This window comes from Sphingomonas sp. Leaf339, assembly GCF_001426195.1.
Taxonomy (GTDB): Bacteria; Pseudomonadota; Alphaproteobacteria; order Sphingomonadales; family Sphingomonadaceae; genus Sphingomonas.
In genome coordinates this window covers 12,452-30,578 of record NZ_LMRS01000003.1, presented here as the reverse complement: position 1 = coordinate 30,578, position 18,127 = coordinate 12,452, and the positions used below count along the sequence as shown (strand labels likewise).

General features: G+C 65.0%; 18 protein-coding genes. 10 read left to right on the top strand and 8 right to left on the bottom strand.

Translation table 11 applies throughout. From position 1 onward, the window contains the following. Genes ASG67_RS05910 through ASG67_RS05900 form a run of 3 tightly spaced genes read right to left on the bottom strand, consistent with a single transcriptional unit; the run spans position 1 to position 2,423 of the window. Positions 1–924 (bottom strand): YdiY family protein, encoded by a 924-nt coding sequence (locus tag ASG67_RS05910; protein ID WP_235535069.1) that lies wholly within the window; start codon positions 922–924, stop codon positions 1–3. A 39-nt stretch (positions 925–963) separates the two neighbouring features. Beyond that, entirely contained in the window at positions 964–1,449 is a 486-nt protein-coding gene (locus ASG67_RS05905) for an RNA pyrophosphohydrolase (RefSeq protein WP_056526949.1), read from the bottom strand. Next, positions 1,446–2,423, bottom strand: coding sequence for an alpha/beta hydrolase (locus ASG67_RS05900; protein WP_056526946.1), 978 nt, complete (start codon positions 2,421–2,423; stop codon positions 1,446–1,448). Before ASG67_RS05900 ends, ASG67_RS05905 begins: the two co-directional genes overlap by 4 nt. 60 nt (positions 2,424–2,483) lie before the next feature. On the opposite strand from ASG67_RS05900, the gene ASG67_RS05895 reads away from it, so the two are divergent. Genes ASG67_RS05895 through ASG67_RS05885 form a run of 3 tightly spaced genes read left to right on the top strand, consistent with a single transcriptional unit; the run spans position 2,484 to position 6,048 of the window. After that, positions 2,484–3,386 (top strand): histone deacetylase, encoded by a 903-nt coding sequence (locus ASG67_RS05895; RefSeq protein ID WP_056526943.1) that lies wholly within the window; start codon positions 2,484–2,486, stop codon positions 3,384–3,386. Between the two features lie 38 nt (positions 3,387–3,424). Continuing rightward, positions 3,425–4,786 (top strand): cryptochrome/photolyase family protein, encoded by a 1,362-nt coding sequence (locus ASG67_RS05890; RefSeq protein ID WP_056526940.1) that lies wholly within the window; start codon positions 3,425–3,427, stop codon positions 4,784–4,786. A 50-nt stretch (positions 4,787–4,836) separates the two neighbouring features. Next, the gene (locus ASG67_RS05885; RefSeq protein ID WP_056526938.1) at positions 4,837–6,048 is read left to right on the top strand and encodes an SAM-dependent methyltransferase; all 1,212 of its coding nucleotides are present in this window, start codon (positions 4,837–4,839) and stop codon (positions 6,046–6,048) included. A 215-nt stretch (positions 6,049–6,263) separates the two neighbouring features. Here ASG67_RS05885 and ASG67_RS05880 read toward each other — a convergent pair whose 3' ends face one another. Beyond that, positions 6,264–6,974: an SDR family NAD(P)-dependent oxidoreductase gene (locus tag ASG67_RS05880; RefSeq protein ID WP_056526935.1), complete on the bottom strand. Its 711-nt coding sequence runs from the start codon at positions 6,972–6,974 to the stop codon at positions 6,264–6,266. A 14-nt stretch (positions 6,975–6,988) separates the two neighbouring features. Continuing rightward, positions 6,989–8,458 carry an amidophosphoribosyltransferase gene (gene purF, locus ASG67_RS05875; RefSeq protein WP_056526932.1) on the bottom strand — a complete coding sequence of 490 codons (1,470 nt, stop codon included), beginning with the start codon at positions 8,456–8,458 and terminating at the stop codon, positions 6,989–6,991. Between the two features lie 127 nt (positions 8,459–8,585). Here purF and ASG67_RS05870 point away from each other — a divergent pair, with 127 nt between their 5' ends. From ASG67_RS05870 to ASG67_RS05850, 5 genes are read left to right on the top strand one after another with little or no spacing between them, the layout of a single operon-like run. Next, the gene (locus ASG67_RS05870) at positions 8,586–8,837 is read left to right on the top strand and encodes a hypothetical protein (RefSeq protein ID WP_056526929.1); all 252 of its coding nucleotides are present in this window, start codon (positions 8,586–8,588) and stop codon (positions 8,835–8,837) included. A 43-nt stretch (positions 8,838–8,880) separates the two neighbouring features. Continuing rightward, positions 8,881–9,237, top strand: coding sequence for a phosphoribosyl-AMP cyclohydrolase (gene hisI / locus ASG67_RS05865; protein ID WP_056526925.1), 357 nt, complete (start codon positions 8,881–8,883; stop codon positions 9,235–9,237). Beyond that, entirely contained in the window at positions 9,234–9,731 is a 498-nt protein-coding gene (locus ASG67_RS05860; protein ID WP_235535068.1) for a hypothetical protein, read from the top strand. Before hisI ends, ASG67_RS05860 begins: the two co-directional genes overlap by 4 nt. 32 nt (positions 9,732–9,763) lie before the next feature. Next, positions 9,764–10,186 (top strand): MerR family transcriptional regulator, encoded by a 423-nt coding sequence (locus tag ASG67_RS05855; RefSeq protein ID WP_056526922.1) that lies wholly within the window; start codon positions 9,764–9,766, stop codon positions 10,184–10,186. A gap of 4 nt (positions 10,187–10,190) precedes the next feature. Beyond that, a complete protein-coding gene (locus tag ASG67_RS05850; RefSeq protein WP_056526919.1) occupies positions 10,191–11,999 on the top strand; it encodes an acyl-CoA dehydrogenase C-terminal domain-containing protein in 1,809 nt (602 codons plus the stop codon). A gap of 7 nt (positions 12,000–12,006) precedes the next feature. On the opposite strand, the gene ASG67_RS05845 is transcribed toward ASG67_RS05850, so the two are convergent. The 3 genes from ASG67_RS05845 to ASG67_RS05835 are packed head-to-tail and all read right to left on the bottom strand — an operon-like array spanning position 12,007 to position 15,526. Next, positions 12,007–13,257: a cell wall hydrolase gene (locus ASG67_RS05845; RefSeq protein WP_082543340.1), complete on the bottom strand. Its 1,251-nt coding sequence runs from the start codon at positions 13,255–13,257 to the stop codon at positions 12,007–12,009. A 56-nt stretch (positions 13,258–13,313) separates the two neighbouring features. Then, positions 13,314–14,234, bottom strand: a complete 921-nt coding sequence (gene cysK, locus ASG67_RS05840) for a cysteine synthase A (protein ID WP_056526913.1) — start codon at positions 14,232–14,234, stop codon at positions 13,314–13,316. Then, positions 14,231–15,526 (bottom strand): MFS transporter, encoded by a 1,296-nt coding sequence (locus tag ASG67_RS05835; protein ID WP_056526910.1) that lies wholly within the window; start codon positions 15,524–15,526, stop codon positions 14,231–14,233. The genes cysK and ASG67_RS05835 overlap by 4 nt, the downstream gene beginning before the upstream one ends. A 160-nt stretch (positions 15,527–15,686) precedes the next feature. Between ASG67_RS05835 and pdhA the strand changes: the two genes are divergently transcribed. Both pdhA and ASG67_RS05825 read left to right on the top strand, forming a co-directional pair. Next, a complete protein-coding gene (gene pdhA / locus ASG67_RS05830; RefSeq protein WP_056526907.1) occupies positions 15,687–16,691 on the top strand; it encodes a pyruvate dehydrogenase (acetyl-transferring) E1 component subunit alpha in 1,005 nt (334 codons plus the stop codon). Beyond that, entirely contained in the window at positions 16,691–18,127 is a 1,437-nt protein-coding gene (locus ASG67_RS05825; protein ID WP_056526904.1) for a pyruvate dehydrogenase complex E1 component subunit beta, read from the top strand. The genes pdhA and ASG67_RS05825 overlap by 1 nt, the downstream gene beginning before the upstream one ends.

The following is an 18,127-nucleotide window of genomic DNA, read 5'->3' as shown; positions in this document are numbered from 1 at the left end:
TCAGAACGAATAGACCAGCGAGGCGCGGCTGATCGTGTCCGTCGTCTCCCGCCCGACCGGCGGCATGCTTTCATACTGCACGTTGTACGACAGTTGTGCCGACAAGGGTCCCAGCAGCTTGGCGTTGATCGCGGTCATGCTGCTGACCGTCGAATTGAACCGCTGGACATAGGCCGACGCCTGTTCCCTCAGCGTCAGACCGCCCAGTATCTGCCAGCGGAAATCGAGCGATCCACGGCCGGCGATGCTCGACTGGATAGTGTCGTCAGTGAATGCGGTGTGCCGGTACGCCGGCCCCAGTTCCAGATCGAGCTGCGTCCGTGGTCCCTTGACCAGGCTGTAACCCGCACCGCTCGATATCGACAGACGGTCGTTATACCCCAGGAACCGGTCGCTCTCATACTGAACCGCACCATAGACATAGGCACGGTCGTCGAACTTGTAGTTGGGTTCGTACGAGATCAGGTAATGCTCGCGCGTCGTGACGTTCAGGCTTTCTTGATAATCCGCCTGCGCCCGGAACTTGTGCCGCCATTGCAGCCCCTCGCGCTCCGCCGCCAGCACCGCGCTGCCGCCCGCGGTGTCCGAATTGCCCGTCGTGACGAACCCGCCGACCTCGGCGCGGCCCTTCCACAGGTTCAGGAAACTCGCTTGCCGGATCACCTGTTCGCGCGCGGCGGCGCGGTCGGCGCGCCATTTCTCCGCGATCGCCAGTACCGCATCGCCGCTCAGCGGATCGGCCGATCGCGCATAGCGAACGATCGTGGAGACATCGCCGTCATTTCCCGACTCCAACGCCGCATCCAGCATCGCGCGGATCGATTCAGGAATCATCGCCCCGGCATCGGTCGGACCGGGCGGCGGCGCGGATGGCGTGGCCGCAGCGGGCACGGCAGCTTGCAGGATCAGGATAAGCGGTAACACGGACGCCACCCTAAAGCCCGCAACCGATGCTGCAACCGCTCAACGACCGTCCGATGCGGCGAGTTGAGGGCGGAACGCCGCCAGCACCTCCTCGTACAGGTCGCGCTTGAACGGCACGATCAGGCGCGGCAGGTCGTCGGGATCGATCCAGCGCCACGCCCGGAATTCGCGATGGCTGGTATCGATGTCGACATCCGCGTCCTCGCCCAGGAAGCGGAACAGGAACCATCGCTGCGTCTGCCCGCGCCATTTCCCCTTCCACGCCTTGCCGATCAATTCGGGCGGCAGGTCATAGGTGAAGTCGCCGGGTGCCTCCGCAATCAACTCGATCTTGTCGGGCGCGACGCCGGTCTCCTCGCCCAGCTCGCGGATCGCGGCGGTCAGCGCGTCCTCGCCCGGATCGATCCCGCCCTGCGGCATCTGCCATGCCTCGATCGTCGTATCCATCCGCTGGCCCACGAAGACCCGGCCGTCACGGTTCAGCAGCATGACGCCAGCGCAGGGGCGATAGGGAAGGTCGCTCATCCTGCCGCCTGCGCCATCACGCGCGCCGCTTCGCATTCCGCCACGACTGCTTTCAGCGCGATCAGGAAGCCGGCGATGTCACCCGCCGCCGATGGGATCGCCTTGCGCAAGGTGGCGAAGCCATGGATCGTCCCCACCGCCTCGCGGTACACCACCGGCACCCCCGCCTCGATCAGCCGCGCGGCATAGGCCCGCCCCTGATCGCGCAACGGATCGAGCGACGCCGCCACGATCACCGCCGGCGGCAGGCCGCTCAGGTCGACGGTCATCGGCGATCCGCGCGGATGCGTGACGTCGGCGGCATAGGCATCGCCGAACCACAGCATCGCCGTCTTGGTCAGGACGAATCCGTCCGCGAATTCCTCGAATGACGGATATCGCCCGGCCGGGTCGGTCACCGGATAGAGCGGCGCCTGCACGATCACCGGCACGCCCGCCGGCTCGTCGCGCAGCGCCATCGCCGTGTTGATCGTCAGCATCCCGCCCGCACTGTCGCCGCACAGCACCAGCGCCGTCGCGGTGACGCCCAGCTCGACCGGGTTCGACGCCACCCATCGCGCCGCCGCCTCCGCATCGTCGGGTGCCGCCGGCCAGCGATGTTCGGGCGACAGCCGGTAATCGACCGACACGACCGGCAAGCCCAGCATGCGCGCCATCTCCGCGCACAGGCTGGCATGCGTATCGATATCGCCGAACACGAACCCGCCGCCGTGATAGAACACCACCACCGGCCCCGGCACCCGCGTCGCCTGCGCGTCGAACAGCCGCGCCGCGATCATCGCCCCATCCAGGCCGGGGATCGCCAGATCGCGGATCACCGCCAGTTCGCCGATCGGCAGATCGGTCAGGTCCTTGGTCGCCGCGAACATCTGGCGGGCCACGACCGGCTCGACCTCATGCGCGCGCGGGCCGGGCAGGGCGTTCAGGTAATCGAGGAAGCGGCGTACGTCTGGACGGACATAATGTTGGGTCATTCAGGCTCCCGGTGGCGGATCGTGGTGGCCGGTCGTGGTTCGCGTTCCTAATTAGGCGGCGTGATCCATGTCGTCCATCATCCCGCCTATGTCACCGAAGCGCCCGGCCGATCGACCTATCGCTGGGGCAAGAACGGCGCGATCCGCGATCTGTTGTTGGCAGAGGATGATCGCATCGTCTGGCACGAAGCGACACCGATGCCGACCCCGTGGCTGGAGGCGACGCACGATCCCGATTACGTCGCCGAGGTACTGACTTCGCGCGTGCCACCGATGAAGGAACGCCGCATCGGCTTCCCGGTGACAGCCACCGTCGCCACCCGCGCGGCGATGGTGCCGGGCGGCACCTGGGCGGCGGCGCTGCTGGCGATGGAACATGGCTTTGCCGCCAACACTGCGGGGGGCAGCCACCATGCCCTGCACGACACGGGTGCGGGATATTGCGTGTTCAACGATCTGGCGGTCGCGGCGACCCGGCTGGTCGAGGAGGGGACCGTCGACCGGCTGCTGATCATCGATGTCGACGTTCACCAGGGTGACGGCACCGCCGCGCTGACGGCGGGGCGGCCGGAGATCGCGACCTATTCGATCCACGCCGAAAAGAACTTCCCGGCGCGCAAGGCGCAATCGACGCTCGATGTGCCGCTGGCCGACGGCATGGGCGACGACGCCTATCTGGCGACGCTCGAATCGACGCTGGTGCCGCTGATGGACGAGGTGCAACCGCAACTGATCCTCTATCAGGCGGGGGTCGACCCGTTCGTGGATGATCGCCTTGGTCGGCTCGGCCTGACGCTTGAGGGGCTGGCGCGGCGCGAGCGGTTGATGGCGCGCCTCGCGATCGAGCGGGGCCTGCCGCTCGCCAGTACGGTCGGCGGTGGTTACGGCGACGATGTCATGGCCATCGCCCGCCGGCACGTCGATGCGATCCTCATTCTCGGCGAGGCCTTCGCCGCGCGATAATGGCGGAGCGTTCGCCCCGGCCTTGCGTTGGGCCGGCCATGACCGATCCCGTTATCCTCTGGTTCCGCCAGGACCTGCGCCTCCACGACCAGCCCGCTTTGATCGCGGCGGCACATGAGGGGCCAGTGATCCCGGTCTATATCCTCGATGACGAGACACCGGGCGACTGGCGGATCGGCGGCGCGCAGCGATGGTGGCTACATCACAGTTTGACTTCGCTTGCCGCCGACCTGAGGGAAAAGGGCAGCCGCCTGATCCTGCGCCGTGGCCGCGCCGCCGATGAATTGGCGAAGCTGGTCGAACAGACCGGCGCCGCCCGCGTGCATGCCCTGCGTCATTATGAGCCGTGGTGGAAAGAGGCGGAGGGAGCATTGGGCGACCGTCTAAGCCTGCACGACGGCAACCATCTGGCCCATATCGAGGATGTCCGCACCGGATCGGGCACGCCGTTCCGCATCTATTCGTCCTTCTGGAAGGCGCTGCAATCGTTCCTGCCGCCCGAAGAGCCGATGCCCGCACCCCGCAAGATCGACGCACCTGCTCATTGGCCGGCCAGCGACACGTTGAGCAAATGGCAATTGCTGCCGACCAAACCCGACTGGTCCGGCGGGTTCGACGAGGACTGGACGCCCGGCGAGGCCGCTGCGCTGGAGCGGGCGAAGGAGGTGGGCGACAAGTTGGCCGCCTATGACACCGCCCGGAACATGCCGGCCGAGGAGGGGACGACGCGTCTGTCGCCGCATCTGCATTTCGGCGAGGTATCGGCGCGCACCGTCTGGCACCAGACCGATGGACACCGTGATGCCGTGACCTTCCGTCAGGAAGTCGCGTGGCGCGACTTCACGCACGGCGTCATCATGGCGCTCCCCGATTACGGTGATCGCAACGGCCGCGATAGATATGATCGCCTGCCATGGCGAACCGACAAACAGGCCAGGATCGATCTGAAGGCGTGGCAGCAGGGTCAGACCGGCTATCCTATCGTCGACGCCGGTATGCGCCAGTTGTGGGAGAGCGGCTGGATGCACAACCGCGTGCGGATGATCACGGCCAGCTTCCTGGTCAAACATCTGCTGATCGACTGGCGTGAGGGCGAGCGCTGGTTCTGGGATTGTCTGGTCGATGCCGATTACGGCAACAACGCGGTCAACTGGCAATGGGTCGCCGGTACCGGCGTCGACGCCAACATGTTCGGCCGGATCATGGCGCCGCTCAGCCAGTCGGAGAAATTCGATGCCGGCGATTACATCCGTCGCTGGGTGCCGGAACTGGCAAAGGTCGGCGATGCCGCGATCCACGACCCAGACGACGCCGGCTGCCGTCCCCGTGGTTACCCAGCCAAGATCATCGGCCACCGCGAGGCACGCGAACGGGCGCTGGCTGCGGCAAAGAAGCTGTAGAGAAAGCTGCAGGCTTTCCTGAACGCGTTTGGCGGTGCATGGGGCCGCGCATGGAAGCAGGGGCCATTCACCGTCGTCGCGGCACGTTCGTCCAACGCACCGTCGCGCGGCCGTTTCATCGGTTGCTCGACCGTATCGATTCTGGGCTAGCCGTGGGTGCGATCGAGGCGACCCTGCCGGACGGCAGCGCACGGCTGATCGGGGGGCGGGCCGATGGGCCGGTCGCCACCGTGGCCGTCCATCGTTGGCGCGCGCTGTGGCGGCTGGCGACCGGTGGATCGGTCGGCTGGTACGAGGGGTGGGAGGCCGGCGACTGGTCCAGCCCCGATCCGGTGCCGCTGTTCGACCTGTTCATGCGCAATCGCGTGCCGCTCGGCGATGCGGCGCGGGCCGGGGTCGGCGTGCGGCTGGCGGCAAAGGTGTGGCATCGGCTACGTCGCAACGACCGGCCTGGCGCGCGGCGCAACATCGCGGCGCACTACGATCTGGGCAACGACTTCTATCGCGAATGGCTCGACGACAGCCTGACCTATTCCAGCGCGCTGTTCGCCGCGCCTGGGCAGTCGCTGGAGGATGCACAGGCGGCCAAGTTGCAGGCGGTGCTCGACCGCACCGGCACCGCGGCGGGCGACACGATCCTTGAGATCGGCTGCGGTTGGGGTTCCTTCGCGGCGATTGCGGCTGGGGCGGGGCGGCGGGTCCACGCGCTGACGCTGTCGGCAGAGCAGCAACGCGTGGTCGAGGCGCGGGGGTTGCCCGGCGTCACCGTCTCGCTGACCGATTATCGCGATGTCGAGGGCGAATTCGATGCGATCGCCAGTATCGAGATGGTCGAAGCGGTGGGGCAGGAATACTGGCCTGCCTATCTCGATTCGATCGCCCGTGCGCTGAAACCCGGTGGCCGCGCCGCGATCCAGTACATCACCATCGCCGACGACGTCTTCCCCGCCTATGCCGCCAGCGTCGATTTCATCCAGCGCCACGTCTTTCCGGGTGGGATGCTGTTGTCCGAACCACGCTTCCGCGCACTGGCGGCGGCGCGCGGGTTGGCATGGGAAGACCGTAAGGGTTTCGGTCTGGACTATGCAGAAACGCTCCGCCTCTGGCGCGTCCGCTTCGACGCCGCCGACCGGGCCGGGCGACTGCCGGCACGGCTCGACTCGCGTTTCCGGCGACTGTGGCGCTATTATCTGATGTATTGCGAAGGCGGCTTCCGGGGCGGCGGGATCGACGTAGCGCAGGTAACGCTCGCCAAGAAATAGACATCTAGAACAATATCTTGGCCGTGATTTCTGACGCTAAGCTGCAGGCTGTCCTACAGCCCGGCATTCCATTATCCTGCGTCACCTGTCACCGGATCGGGCGTCGACGATGCCGATAGGCCCGTCGAAAGATAGGGCGCAAATAGGCCTAACTTTAGCCTAACTTTCCGCGCTCTTTGGGTCGTGGCGAATGGGGCTTTCAGACAAAAGCCGCCTTAATCAACCCGCTCGCGGTGGCCGGCTGGGAAGCCGTCGATCGCCAATGCGACGATCCGGTCCGCAACGACCGATGGCTCCTTGACCGACTGCGGATCCTCGCCGGGATAGGCCCGTGCCCGCATCGTGGTCCGGGTCGCGCCGGGATCGAGGATGGCGGTACGGATGCGGCCGATCTGCTCAACCTCGTCACCATAGGCACCGAGCAACGTCTCGAACGCCGCCTTCGACGCGCCATATGCGCCCCAATAGGCCCGCGGGTTGCGCCCCACGCTGGAGGTGATGCCGATCACCTTACCCGCCGACGCCCGCCGCAGCAGCGGGTCGAACGCCGAGATCAGCGCCGCCTGCGCGCTGACGTTCAGGGTCAGGACCTGCGCTAGTTCCTTGGGGTCGATCGCCGGCACCGCCGACAGGCTGCCGAGCATCCCCGCGTTCAGCACCATCAAATCCAGCGCCTGCCAGCGTTCGCCGATCGCCGTCGCCAGCCGCGCGATCGCATCGGTCTCGGTCAGGTCGAGCGGCGCAATCGTCGCCGACCCGCCGGCCGCGAAGATCGCTTCCTCGATATCCTCCAACCCCTTGGCGGTGCGGGCGGTGATGACGACATGCGCACCCTTCGCCGCCAACGCCAGTGCGGTCGCCGCGCCGATCCCCCGGCTGGCGCCGGTGACGAGGGCGAGCCGGTCGGCGAGTGGCTTGTCGGTCATCGCTCGGCTCCGGCTTAGTTGACGCGTTCGGCGAGTAGCGCGAATTGGTCGACCTGCGCGCTGTCATCCTGATCGGTCAGCGTCGTCGGGTAATCGCCGGTGAAGCACGCGTCGCAATAGCTCGGCCGCACATCGCGCTTCGCTTCGCCCAGCGCCTTGTACAGGCCGTCGATCGACACGAACGCCAGACTGTCGGCATGGATGAAATCGGTCATGCCGCCGACGTCCAGCTTGTGCGCCAGCAACTTCGTCCGCTCCGGCGTATCGACGCCGTAGAAACAGGAATGCCGGGTCGGTGGCGACGCGATCCGCAGATGCACCTCGGCGGCACCGGCATCTCGCATCATCTGCACGATCTTCAGGCTGGTGGTGCCCCGGACGATCGAATCATCAACCAGGATCACCCGCTTGCCCTCGATCAGCGCGCGGTTGGCGTTGTGCTTCAACTTGACACCCAGATGGCGCACATTGTCGCTCGGTTGGATGAAGGTGCGGCCGACATAGTGCGACCGGATGATGCCCAGTTCGAACGGAATGCCCGACGCCTGTGCGTAACCGATCGCGGCGGGGACGCCCGAATCGGGCACTGGAATGACCAGATCGGCATCGACCGGCGATTCGGCGGCCAGCTGTGCGCCGATTTCCTTGCGGACCGAATAGACCGAATGATCGTCGACGATCGAGTCGGGCCGCGAGAAATAGACCCATTCGAAGATGCAGGGCCGTGCCGCCACCGGTGCGAACGGCTTCACTGAGCGGATCTCGCCGTTCTGAACGATCACCATCTCACCGGGCTCGACGATCCGCTCGAACGTCGCGCCGCATACATCGAGCGCCACGGTCTCGGACGCGAAGATGATAGCATCGTCGAGGCGCCCCATCACCAGCGGCCGGATACCGAGTGGATCGCGGCAGGCGATCATGCCCTCCGGCGTCATCACGACGAGCGAATAGGCGCCCTCGATCTGCTTCAGCGCGTCGATGAACCGGTCGAGCAGCGTGCGGTAGTTCGATGTCGCGACGAGATGGATGATCGTCTCGGTATCGCTGGTCGACTGGAAGATCGAGCCTCGACGCACCAGTTCGCGGCGCAGCTTCATCGCGTTCGAGATGTTGCCGTTGTGCGCGATCGCGAAGCCGCCGGTCGACAGCTCGGCATAGAGCGGCTGCACGTTGCGCAGCGCCGTCTCGCCGCTGGTCGAATAGCGGACATGGCCGGCGGCGACGGTGCCGGGCAGCGAGCGGATCACATCGTCGCGGTCGAAATTGCCGGCGACATGGCCCATCGCCCGGTGGGTATGGAAATGCTGGCCGTCGAACGAGGTGATGCCGGCGGCTTCCTGACCCCGGTGCTGCAGCGCATGGAGGCCGAGCGCGACGAGGGCGGCGGCGCTGGCGCTGCCGGTGACGCCGAACACGCCGCATTCTTCACGCAGCTTGTCCCCGTCGTCGGAGGAAACATCATAGGGATTGGTGGTCAGCATGGGAGCGGGGCTCTCTTGGTGTCGCCGGCCCTATAGGACCGGCAACATGGATTGTCGCCTGTTTGTCACGATATTCCGGGAGCGTTCCATCGCATCGACCGTTTTTCGGCAAGAAAGGGGCCCTGCCATGGCGCGCGATCACGGACCATCAATCAAGGATGACGAGCTCTACGAGGAACTGCGCAAGCAGGGAAACTCAGCCGAAAAGGCGGCACGGATCGCCAACGCGAAGGCAAAGGGAACGCTCGCACATAACGGCGTCGCGCTAGAAGACCGGACCAAGGCCGACCTGCTCGCCGAGGCGCGCAAGATCAGGATCGATGGCCGTTCCGGCATGGACAAGGCGGCGCTGGTGAAGGCGATCCGGGATCATGGTTGACCGTCGCGGTTGCAGGGTCGCTGCCTTTCGGTAGGACGAACGGATGACCGACCGCGACACCACGCTCCGCCTGGACCCCCGTTACGATGCAGCGGGCCTGATTACCGCCGTCGTCACCGATCGCTCCGGTGCATTGCTGATGGTGGCGCATATGAACGCGGACGCATTAGCGGCAACGCAACAGTCTGGCGAGGCGACCTTCTGGTCCCGCAGCCGCGGACGATTGTGGAAGAAGGGCGAGACGTCCGGTCATGTACTGACCGTTGTCGAAATGCGGATCGACTGCGATCAGGATGCGCTGTGGCTGATCTGCGAACCTGCAGGACCCGCCTGTCACACCGGCGCGGCGACTTGTTTCTATCGCCGTGTGGAGGGCGTTTCGCTGGTCCGAATGGCGTGACGCGTACGTTGTGGCTGGCGTTGCTGCTGACGGCATGCGGCGATGGATCGCGCGACCCGTCGGGGGAAGGCAAATCGCCGGGCGCCAAGCTGGAAGCGGCGGCGGTGACGGCCGGGCTGGTGCCGGATGCGGCGCGGGCCAGCATCACCGGATCCTGGGCGCGCGACACCGATCGAATATGTGTCGTGAACACGCCGGGAAGGAGCCAGCGAATCGGTGTCCTGATCGAATATGGCGATGGTCACGGGTGCAGCGCTTCGGGCCCACTGGATCGGCGGGGTAGCCGCCTGAAGGTCGCTTTCGGCAATTGCCGATTCGACGCGATATTCGACGGCGAGCGGATCAATTTTCCCGCCACACTGCCGGCGGCGTGTGATGCCTTGTGTACAGGCCGCGCCTCGCTGGCGGCATTGGAAGTGGATCGACTGAGCGATTCGGCCGCTGAAGCGGCAACGCTTAGGGGGCGGAAGGGTAACCTACTGTGCGCAACTTGACGTTGACGTAAACGTCACTTAAGTTGCCAGTCATGACCGATGCTGCAACTTATGCCTCGATCACCCCGCGCGGCGATCGGGATGATTTTTCGATCACCGATCTGTGCGCCGAATTTGGCGTCACCGCTCGGGCGCTGCGCTTTTACGAAGATGAGGGTTTAATCGCGCCGGAGCGTAAGGGGACGGCGCGCGTCTATTCGCATCGCGATCGTGCTCGGCTGGCATGGATTCTCCGAGGCAAGCGGGTCGGTTTTTCGCTCGGCGAGATTCGCGAGATGATCGACCTTTACGATCTCGGCGATGGTCGTCGTGTTCAGCGGCAGGTGTCGATTGAGCGATGCCGTGCCCGCATCGCGACGCTGGAAGCCCAAAAGCGCGACATCGATGCCGCGATCGTCGAACTCAACGAATTCGTGGACCTGGTCGAAAACCGGGCCGCGGAAGAACAAGGATAAGAGGATGCCCCAGTACACGCCCCCCGTCCGCGACACGCGTTTCGTGCTGGAGCACGTTGTCGGCCTGAACGCCCATGCCAATGTTCGTGGTTTCGCGGCGGCCACGCCCGACACCGTCGATGCGGTGCTAGAAGAGGGCGGTCGCTTCGTGGCGGAGGTGCTTTTCCCGCTCAATCAGATTGGCGACCAGCATGGTTGCACCCGGAATGACGACGGAACGGTGACGACCCCGCCCGGCTTCAAGGAAGCATATCGCCAGTTTGTCGAGTCGGGCTGGGGCACGCTGTCTGCGCCAGAGGCGTTCGGCGGGCAGGAGATGCCGCACGTCGTCTCCACTGCGTTTCAGGAGTATATGATCTCCGCCAACATGGCGTTCGCGATGTATCCGGGGCTCGCCCATGGTGCGATCGCCGCGCTGGTGGTGAAGGGCTCGCCGGAACAGCAGGCGAAGTATCTACCCAAGATGGTGTCGGGCGAATGGGGCGGCACCATGAACTTGACCGAGCCGCAATGCGGCACCGATCTGGGCCTGATCCGCACCCGCGCGGAACCGAACGGTGATGGATCGTACCGCATTACCGGCACCAAGATCTTCATCTCGGCGGGCGAGCACGACCTGACCGACAACATCATTCATCTGGTGCTGGCCAAGACGCCTGGCGCGCCGGAAAGCTCGAAGGGCATATCTTTGTTCGTGGTGCCCAAGGTGATGGTGGGCGACGACGGCGTGCTCGGCGCGCGCAACGCGGTGTCGTGCGGATCGATCGAACACAAGATGGGCATCCACGGCAATTCAACCTGCGTGATGAACTATGACGGCGCGACCGGCTGGCTGGTCGGCGAGGAGATGAAGGGCCTCGCCGCGATGTTCATCATGATGAACGCGGCGCGTCTCGGTGTCGGCTTGCAGGGTCTCGGCGTGGCGGAGACGGCGTACCAGAACGCGGTCCATTATGCCCGTGACCGCCGTCAGGGCCGCGCGCTGGCCGGCCCCGCCGAGCCGAACGAAAAGGCGGATACCCTCTTCGTCCACCCCGATGTTCGCCGCATGTTGATGGAGGGCAAGGCGTGGACAGAAGGGCTCCGTGCGCTGTGCCTGTGGGGCGCCTTGCAGGTCGATCTGGAGCACAAGGCCGAAACCGAGGAAGACCGCCAGATGGCGGCCGACCTGATCGGTTTGTTGACCCCGGTCATCAAGGGAGTCGGCACCGACAAGGGATATGAGATCGCGACAACCGCGCAGCAGGTGTACGGCGGCCATGGCTACATCCAGGAATGGGGGATGGAGCAATATGTCCGCGATGCCCGGATCGCGCAGATTTATGAGGGCACCAACGGCGTGCAGGCGATGGACCTTGTCGGCCGCAAGCTCGCTCAGAATGGCGGCCGCGCCGTGCAGGCGTTCTTCCGCATTGTCGCCGAGGAAACTGCGGCGGCAAAGGGTGATGCGGCGACTGCGGATCTAGCCGGACGACTGAAAAAGTCGCTGGGGGAGCTTCAGGCTGCGACGATGTGGTTCATGGCCAACGGCATGAAAAACCCGGACAATGTCGGCGCTGGCGCGGTCAGCTATATGCATCTGATGGGACTGGTGGCGACCGGATTGATGTGGCTGCGGATGGCGACGGCAGCCAGCCGACTTAAGGCCGATGGCGATGCGCAGTTTGGACCGGCGTTCCTGGATGCGAAGCTGGTGACGGCGCGGTTCTTCGCCGAGCGCGTGCTACCCGAGGCCGGCGCCCTTCGGCGGAAGATCGAGGGCGGTGCCGAGGCGGTGATGGCCCTGCCACCGGAGATGTTCCTGGCGGCCTGATCCGGGTTCAGGGGGCGGCTGCTGGCGCCGCTCCCGGTTCAGATGGTCGGGGCGATGCGCGGCGCACACCGTCCAGCAGGAGCGGCCCGCGCGTCGGCGATGGCTGGGGCGTCTTGAGGGCAGTGGGTGCTGGCGTGGCTGCTGGCGTCGGCTGCCGCCGCATGCAGCCGCCGGGGCGGGTGTGTGGGAACAGCGTGCAGTTCCACAATGTCCGCTCCAGACTGGCCGGCTTGTCGCGTAGATAGCTGAACGCCATCGAAGCGATCTGTTGCGGGTCGAGCGCAGCGGTCTTTGGCACCGCCTTGGCATCGGCCCAACCGAGATAGCGGCAACGGTCGCGGGTTCCGCACGCCTTTTCCGCCAGCTGCGGATATACTTCGGGCGATACATTGGCGGGCAGTGCGACGAGGAAGCTGTCGGGCTCGCCGCTCGTCGTCGGCGGGGCGACGAGACCGGCTGTCAACGCCTGTGCCAGCGCGGCGGCATCGGTGGATACCGCTTCGGCGGGCGCCACGGCACCACCCAGACGGTGTGCGTCGGAGAAAGCGGCGAGCTTCTCGATGACCGGTTCGACCGGCTCGACGTGGCGGTTGAACGCCGGCGGCGTGCCCCACCAGCCGGACCAGCGGAAGAACAAATGGCTTTTTACGGCGGCGATCTTGTCGAGGCTGGACTGCCAGTACGGCACGACCCAGTCGGTGTGATAATGCGTGGCATAGCCGACCGGGCGATAGACCGCGCCGGTAAGTGCGGCGGTCGCGATCCCCCGGGCGCGGGCCCACATCGCGGGCGGCGGCGACCAGCGGGTCAGCGCACCATCGCAGGTGAAGGTGAATTGGCAGCCGGTCTTGCGCTCCTGCCCCTCAAACACGACGCCACACACCGTCTTGGGAAAGGCCGGATGTCGAAGGCGATTGAGCACGACTTGTGCGACGGCGCGCTGGCCGTCAGGATCATTGCCCGCCTCATAGAGAACGGCGGCGGCAAGACAGTCGGTCGCGCGCGCCACGTCCTCCGGTCCGCCTTGAAGGACGAAGCGGCGGGCGGCGGGATTGGCGCCACGTGAAAAAGGAACGCTCGCATTGAAGGCGCGGGCATCATCAAGCGACAGATCAACCAATTCTACCGGTTCGACCGGCGGCACCACTGTAGCTGGTACGACGCGTTGAGGTGGCCGGTGCAGGCGGGCGCTGCGCGGCAACTGCGGCGCAATTTGCGGCGCGTGCCGGACAACAAGCGCCGGCACTGCCACCGACATTGCGGCGATCAGAACGGTGGAAACCCGAACCGCTAGGCTGGGCGATGCAATTTCTGTCACTGTTCGGGCAGGAAGTCCGGCACCGACAGATAACGTTCGCCGGTGTCGTAATTGAAACCGAGAACTCGAACATTATCAGGTAGATCGGGCAATTTCTGTAGAATCGCCGCAAGCGTTGCACCCGACGAGATGCCGACCAGCATTCCTTCCTCGCGGGCGGCGCGGCGGGCCATGTCCTTGGCGACTGCGGCATCGACCTCGATCACCCCGTCAAGCGCCGCGGTGTGGAGGTTCTTCGGGACGAAACCGGCGCCGATACCCTGGATTGGGTGCGGCCCTGGCTGGCCACCGGAAATGACGGGCGAGGCGGTTGGTTCGACCGCATAGACCTTCAGCGCCGGCCATTCCTTCTTCAGCGCTTCGGCGACACCGGTGATATGGCCACCGGTGCCGACGCCGGTGATGATGACGTCGATCGGAGAATCGCGGAAATCATTCAGGATTTCCTGAGCGGTGGTACAGACATGCACGTCGATGTTCGCTGGATTTTCGAACTGCTGCGGCATCCAGGCGTCGGGCGTCTGGCCGACCAGTTCGAGGGCGCGTTCGATCGCGCCCTTCATGCCCTTTTCGCGCGGCGTCAGGTCGAAGCTGGCGCCATAGGCCAGCATCAGGCGACGGCGTTCCAGCGACATCGATTCGGGCATGACGAGGATCAGCTTGTACCCCTTCACCGCCGCGACGAGGGCGAGGCCGATGCCGGTGTTGCCGCTGGTCGGCTCGATGATCGTGCCGCCGGGCTTTAGGTCGCCCGAAGCCTCCGCCGCCTCGATCATCCCGAGTGCAATGCGGTCCTTGATCGATCCGCCGGGATTCGACCGTTCGGATTTGATCCACACTTCGGAACCTGGAAACAGCCGCTGCACGCGGATGTGCGGGGTGTTGCCGATCGTGTCGAGGATGGTGTTCGCCTTCATGTCAGGCTCTCCGTCTTCTGGTGGTGAGGTTGTTCTGCCGCGACCAACGTCGCTGGCGGATCGAAGGTCCGCGCGCGGCGGATCGAGGGAAATAGGAAGGTCCAAAGAATCGTGACAACGATCGCGCCACCGCCACCGACCATTACCGCGCCTACCGGGCCGAGCGCGGCAGCGAGGAAGCCCGATTCGGCTTCACCCAGCTCGTTCGACGCGGAAATGGTCAGCTGCGACACCGCGCCGACCCGGCCGCGCATCTCGTCGGGCGTATACAGCTGGATTAGCGACTGCCGGATATAGACCGAAAACATGTCCGCGCCGCCCGCCACCGCCAGCGCGCCGAGACTCAGCATCATCGATGTCGACAGGCCAAAGATCACCGTCGCAGTGCCATAGATTAGGACTGCGACCAGCATCCGTGGACCGACATTATTCTTCAGCGGCCGGATCGAAAAAATGATCGCGACGATCGCCGCGCCCACGGCGGGGGCGGCGGCGAGTTCGGCGAGGCCAGTCGGCCCGACCTTCAATATGTCAGCCGCATAGATCGGCAACAGCGCGCTCGTGCCAGCCAGAAAAACCGCGAACAGATCGAGCGTGATCGTGCCCAGCACCAGCTTGTTCTGCCAGACATAGGCACCGCCATCGATGATCGCGCGCAGCGGCCGGGCACGGCCGACCTGATTGGCGCGGGGCACCGGGCCGATCAGGAAAAGGCATATCAGCGCGACAGCAAACAGCCCGGTGCTGAGGAAATACGGCGCCGCCTGACCCAGATGGCCATAGGCATAACCGCCGATCGCCGGGCCGATGATCGTGCCCACCTGCCACGAGATTGACGACAGGGCGATCGCGGTCGGCAACACCTCGCGTGGCACCAGATTGGGCGCCAGCGCGGAAAAAGCGGGACCGGCGAACGCGCGGGCGACGCCGAGCAAGACCGCGACGCCGAACAGCACCGGCAGCGTCATGTCGCCGCGATGCGTCACCAATGCGAGCACGATCGCGCAGATCAGTTGCAGCGTCACCGTGATCCGCGTGATCCATCGCCGGTCGAATCGGTCGGCGACCAGCCCGGTGACGGGCGTCGTCAGGAACAGCGGTACGAACTGCAGAAAGCCGATCAGCCCCAACTGCGCAGCGGCTGCGGCGGGCGACATCGTCTGGCGCGCGATCGTGTAGGTCTGCCAGCCGACCACGATGATGAGCGCGTTCTGCGCGAGCGTCATCGCAAAGCGTGCCGCCCAATAGGCGCGGAAATTGGCGATGCGAAAAGGGTGCGGGGGACGATCCATCTGCCTCCGCCTTACCCGCCGCGCCGGCGGCAGGGCAACCTTTGCACCGGACAGGCAATTGCAGTCCGCGGCAAAGCAAGACTATAGGCTCCCCATCATTCCCTACGGAAACAAGGTTTACCCTGTGGCCAAAGCTATCCGCGCGATCTCCGAACCGCCCATGCCGAACCGGGAACGACCCGGCGAGCCACAACCTTTCGACGCCTCGAAGGACCAGTTGCTCGAATTCTACAAGGACATGTTGCTGATCCGCCGTTTCGAGGAGAAGGCGGGCCAGCTTTATGGTCTCGGCCTGATCGGCGGTTTCTGCCACCTGTATATCGGCCAGGAAGCGGTCGCGGTCGGCCTGCAATCGGCTCTGACCAAGAATGATTCGGTCATCACCGGATATCGTGATCACGGCCATATGCTGTTGTGTCGCATCCCGCCTAAGGACGTGATGGCCGAACTGACCGGCCGCGCTGCCGGCATTTCCAAGGGCAAGGGCGGATCGATGCACATGTTCTCCGTGGAACATAAGTTCTACGGCGGCCACGGCATCGTTGGCGCCCAGGTGTCGCTCGGCGCCGGCCTCGCCTTCAGCCACAAGTACAACAATGACGGCGGTGTCTGCCTCGCCTACTTCGGCGACGGCGCAGCGAACCAGGGTCAGGTGTACGAAGCATTCAACATGGCCGAGCTGTGGAAGCTGCCGATCATCTTCGTGATCGAGAACAACCAGTATGCGATGGGCACCGCGGTCAACCGCGCCTCGTCGGAAGATCAACTCTATCGCCGTGGCGAGAGCTTCCGCATTCCCGGTATCCAGGTCGATGGCATGGATGTGCTGGCGTGCCGTGGCGCGGCCGAGACGGCGCTTGAGTGGGTGCGCGCTGGCAAGGGCCCGGTCATCCTCGAGATGAAAACATACCGCTATCGTGGCCACTCGATGTCCGATCCGGCGAAGTATCGGACGCGTGAGGAAGTGCAGGGCGTTCGCGACAAGTCCGATCCGATCGAGCACGTGAAGCGGCTGCTCGATCAGCAGGGCGTGACCGAGGACGAGCTGAAAAAGATCGAGCAGGAGATCAGGAAAGTCGTGAACGAATCCGCCGATTTTGCCGAGAGCACGCCCGAACCCGAGGCGGCCGAACTCTACACGGACGTGCTGGTGGAGCGTTACTGATGCCGATCGAAATCAAGATGCCCGCACTGTCGCCGACGATGGAAGAGGGCACGCTCGCCAAATGGCTGGTTAAGGAGGGTGATACCGTCTCATCCGGCGACATCATGGCCGAGATCGAGACCGACAAGGCGACGATGGAGTTCGAAGCGGTTGATGAAGGCGTCATCGCCAAGATTCTGATTTCCGAAGGTACTGATAACGTGAAGGTCGGCACGGTCATCGCCGTTCTTGCTGTCGAGGGCGAAAGCGCTGACGCCGCCGCTAGTGGCGCCGCTACCGACAGCCGGTCCGGCGACGCCGCCAACGCTGCGCCGACGGAAACGCCGACCGACGATAAGGCTCCGCCTGCTCCCGAAGGCGCCAGCGCTTCAGCGGTGGAAAGCGGCACGCAGCAACTGGTCGCCCATGCCGAGAAGGCTGGCGCGGTCGATCCAGAAGTGCCCGCCGGCACCGAGATGGTGAAGACCACGGTCCGCGAAGCACTGCGCGATGCAATGGCCGAGGAAATGCGTGCGGACGAGCGCATCTTCGTGATGGGCGAGGAAGTCGCGCAGTATCAAGGCGCGTACAAGGTGACACAGGGCCTGCTCGCCGAATTCGGCGACAAGCGCGTCATCGACACGCCGATCACCGAATATGGTTTCGCAGGTATCGGCACGGGTGCGGCGATGGGTGGCCTTCGCCCGATCGTCGAGTTCATGACCTTCAACTTCGCGTTGCAGGCGATCGACCACATCATCAACTCGGCCGCCAAAACGAATTACATGTCGGGTGGCCAGATGCGCTGCCCGATCGTGTTCCGTGGTCCCAACGGCGCGGCCAGCCGAGTCGGCGCGCAGCACTCGCACAATTTTGCCGCCTGGTACGCCTCGGTTCCCGGCCTGATCGTGATCGCGCCGTATGACGCTGCTGACGCGAAGGGTCTCCTGAAGGCGGCGATCCGTACCACCGACCCGGTCGTCTTCCTCGAAAACGAACTGATGTACGGCCGTAGCTTCGACGTCCCCAAGCTCGATGACTGGGTCTTGCCGATCGGCAAGGCGCGGATCATGCGCGAGGGTAAGGACGTGACGATCGTATCCTATTCGATCGGCGTCGGCCTGGCGCTGGAAGCGGCCGAGAAGCTGTCAGGCGAGGGTATCGACGCGGAGGTCATCGACCTGCGCACGCTGCGCCCCCTCGATCGCCAGTCGGTGCTGAAGAGCCTGGCCAAGACCAACCGCCTCGTCGTCGTGGAGGAAGGTTTCCCGACCTGTTCGATTGCGTCGGAAATCATGGCGCTGTGCATGGAAGAGGGCTTCGACGACCTCGACGCGCCCGTGATGCGCGTGACCAATGAGGACGTGCCGATGCCGTACGCGGCAAACCTCGAGAAGCTCGCGCTGGTCGATGTCGCGCGAGTCATCAGCGCGGTGAAGAGGGTCTGTTACAAGTAG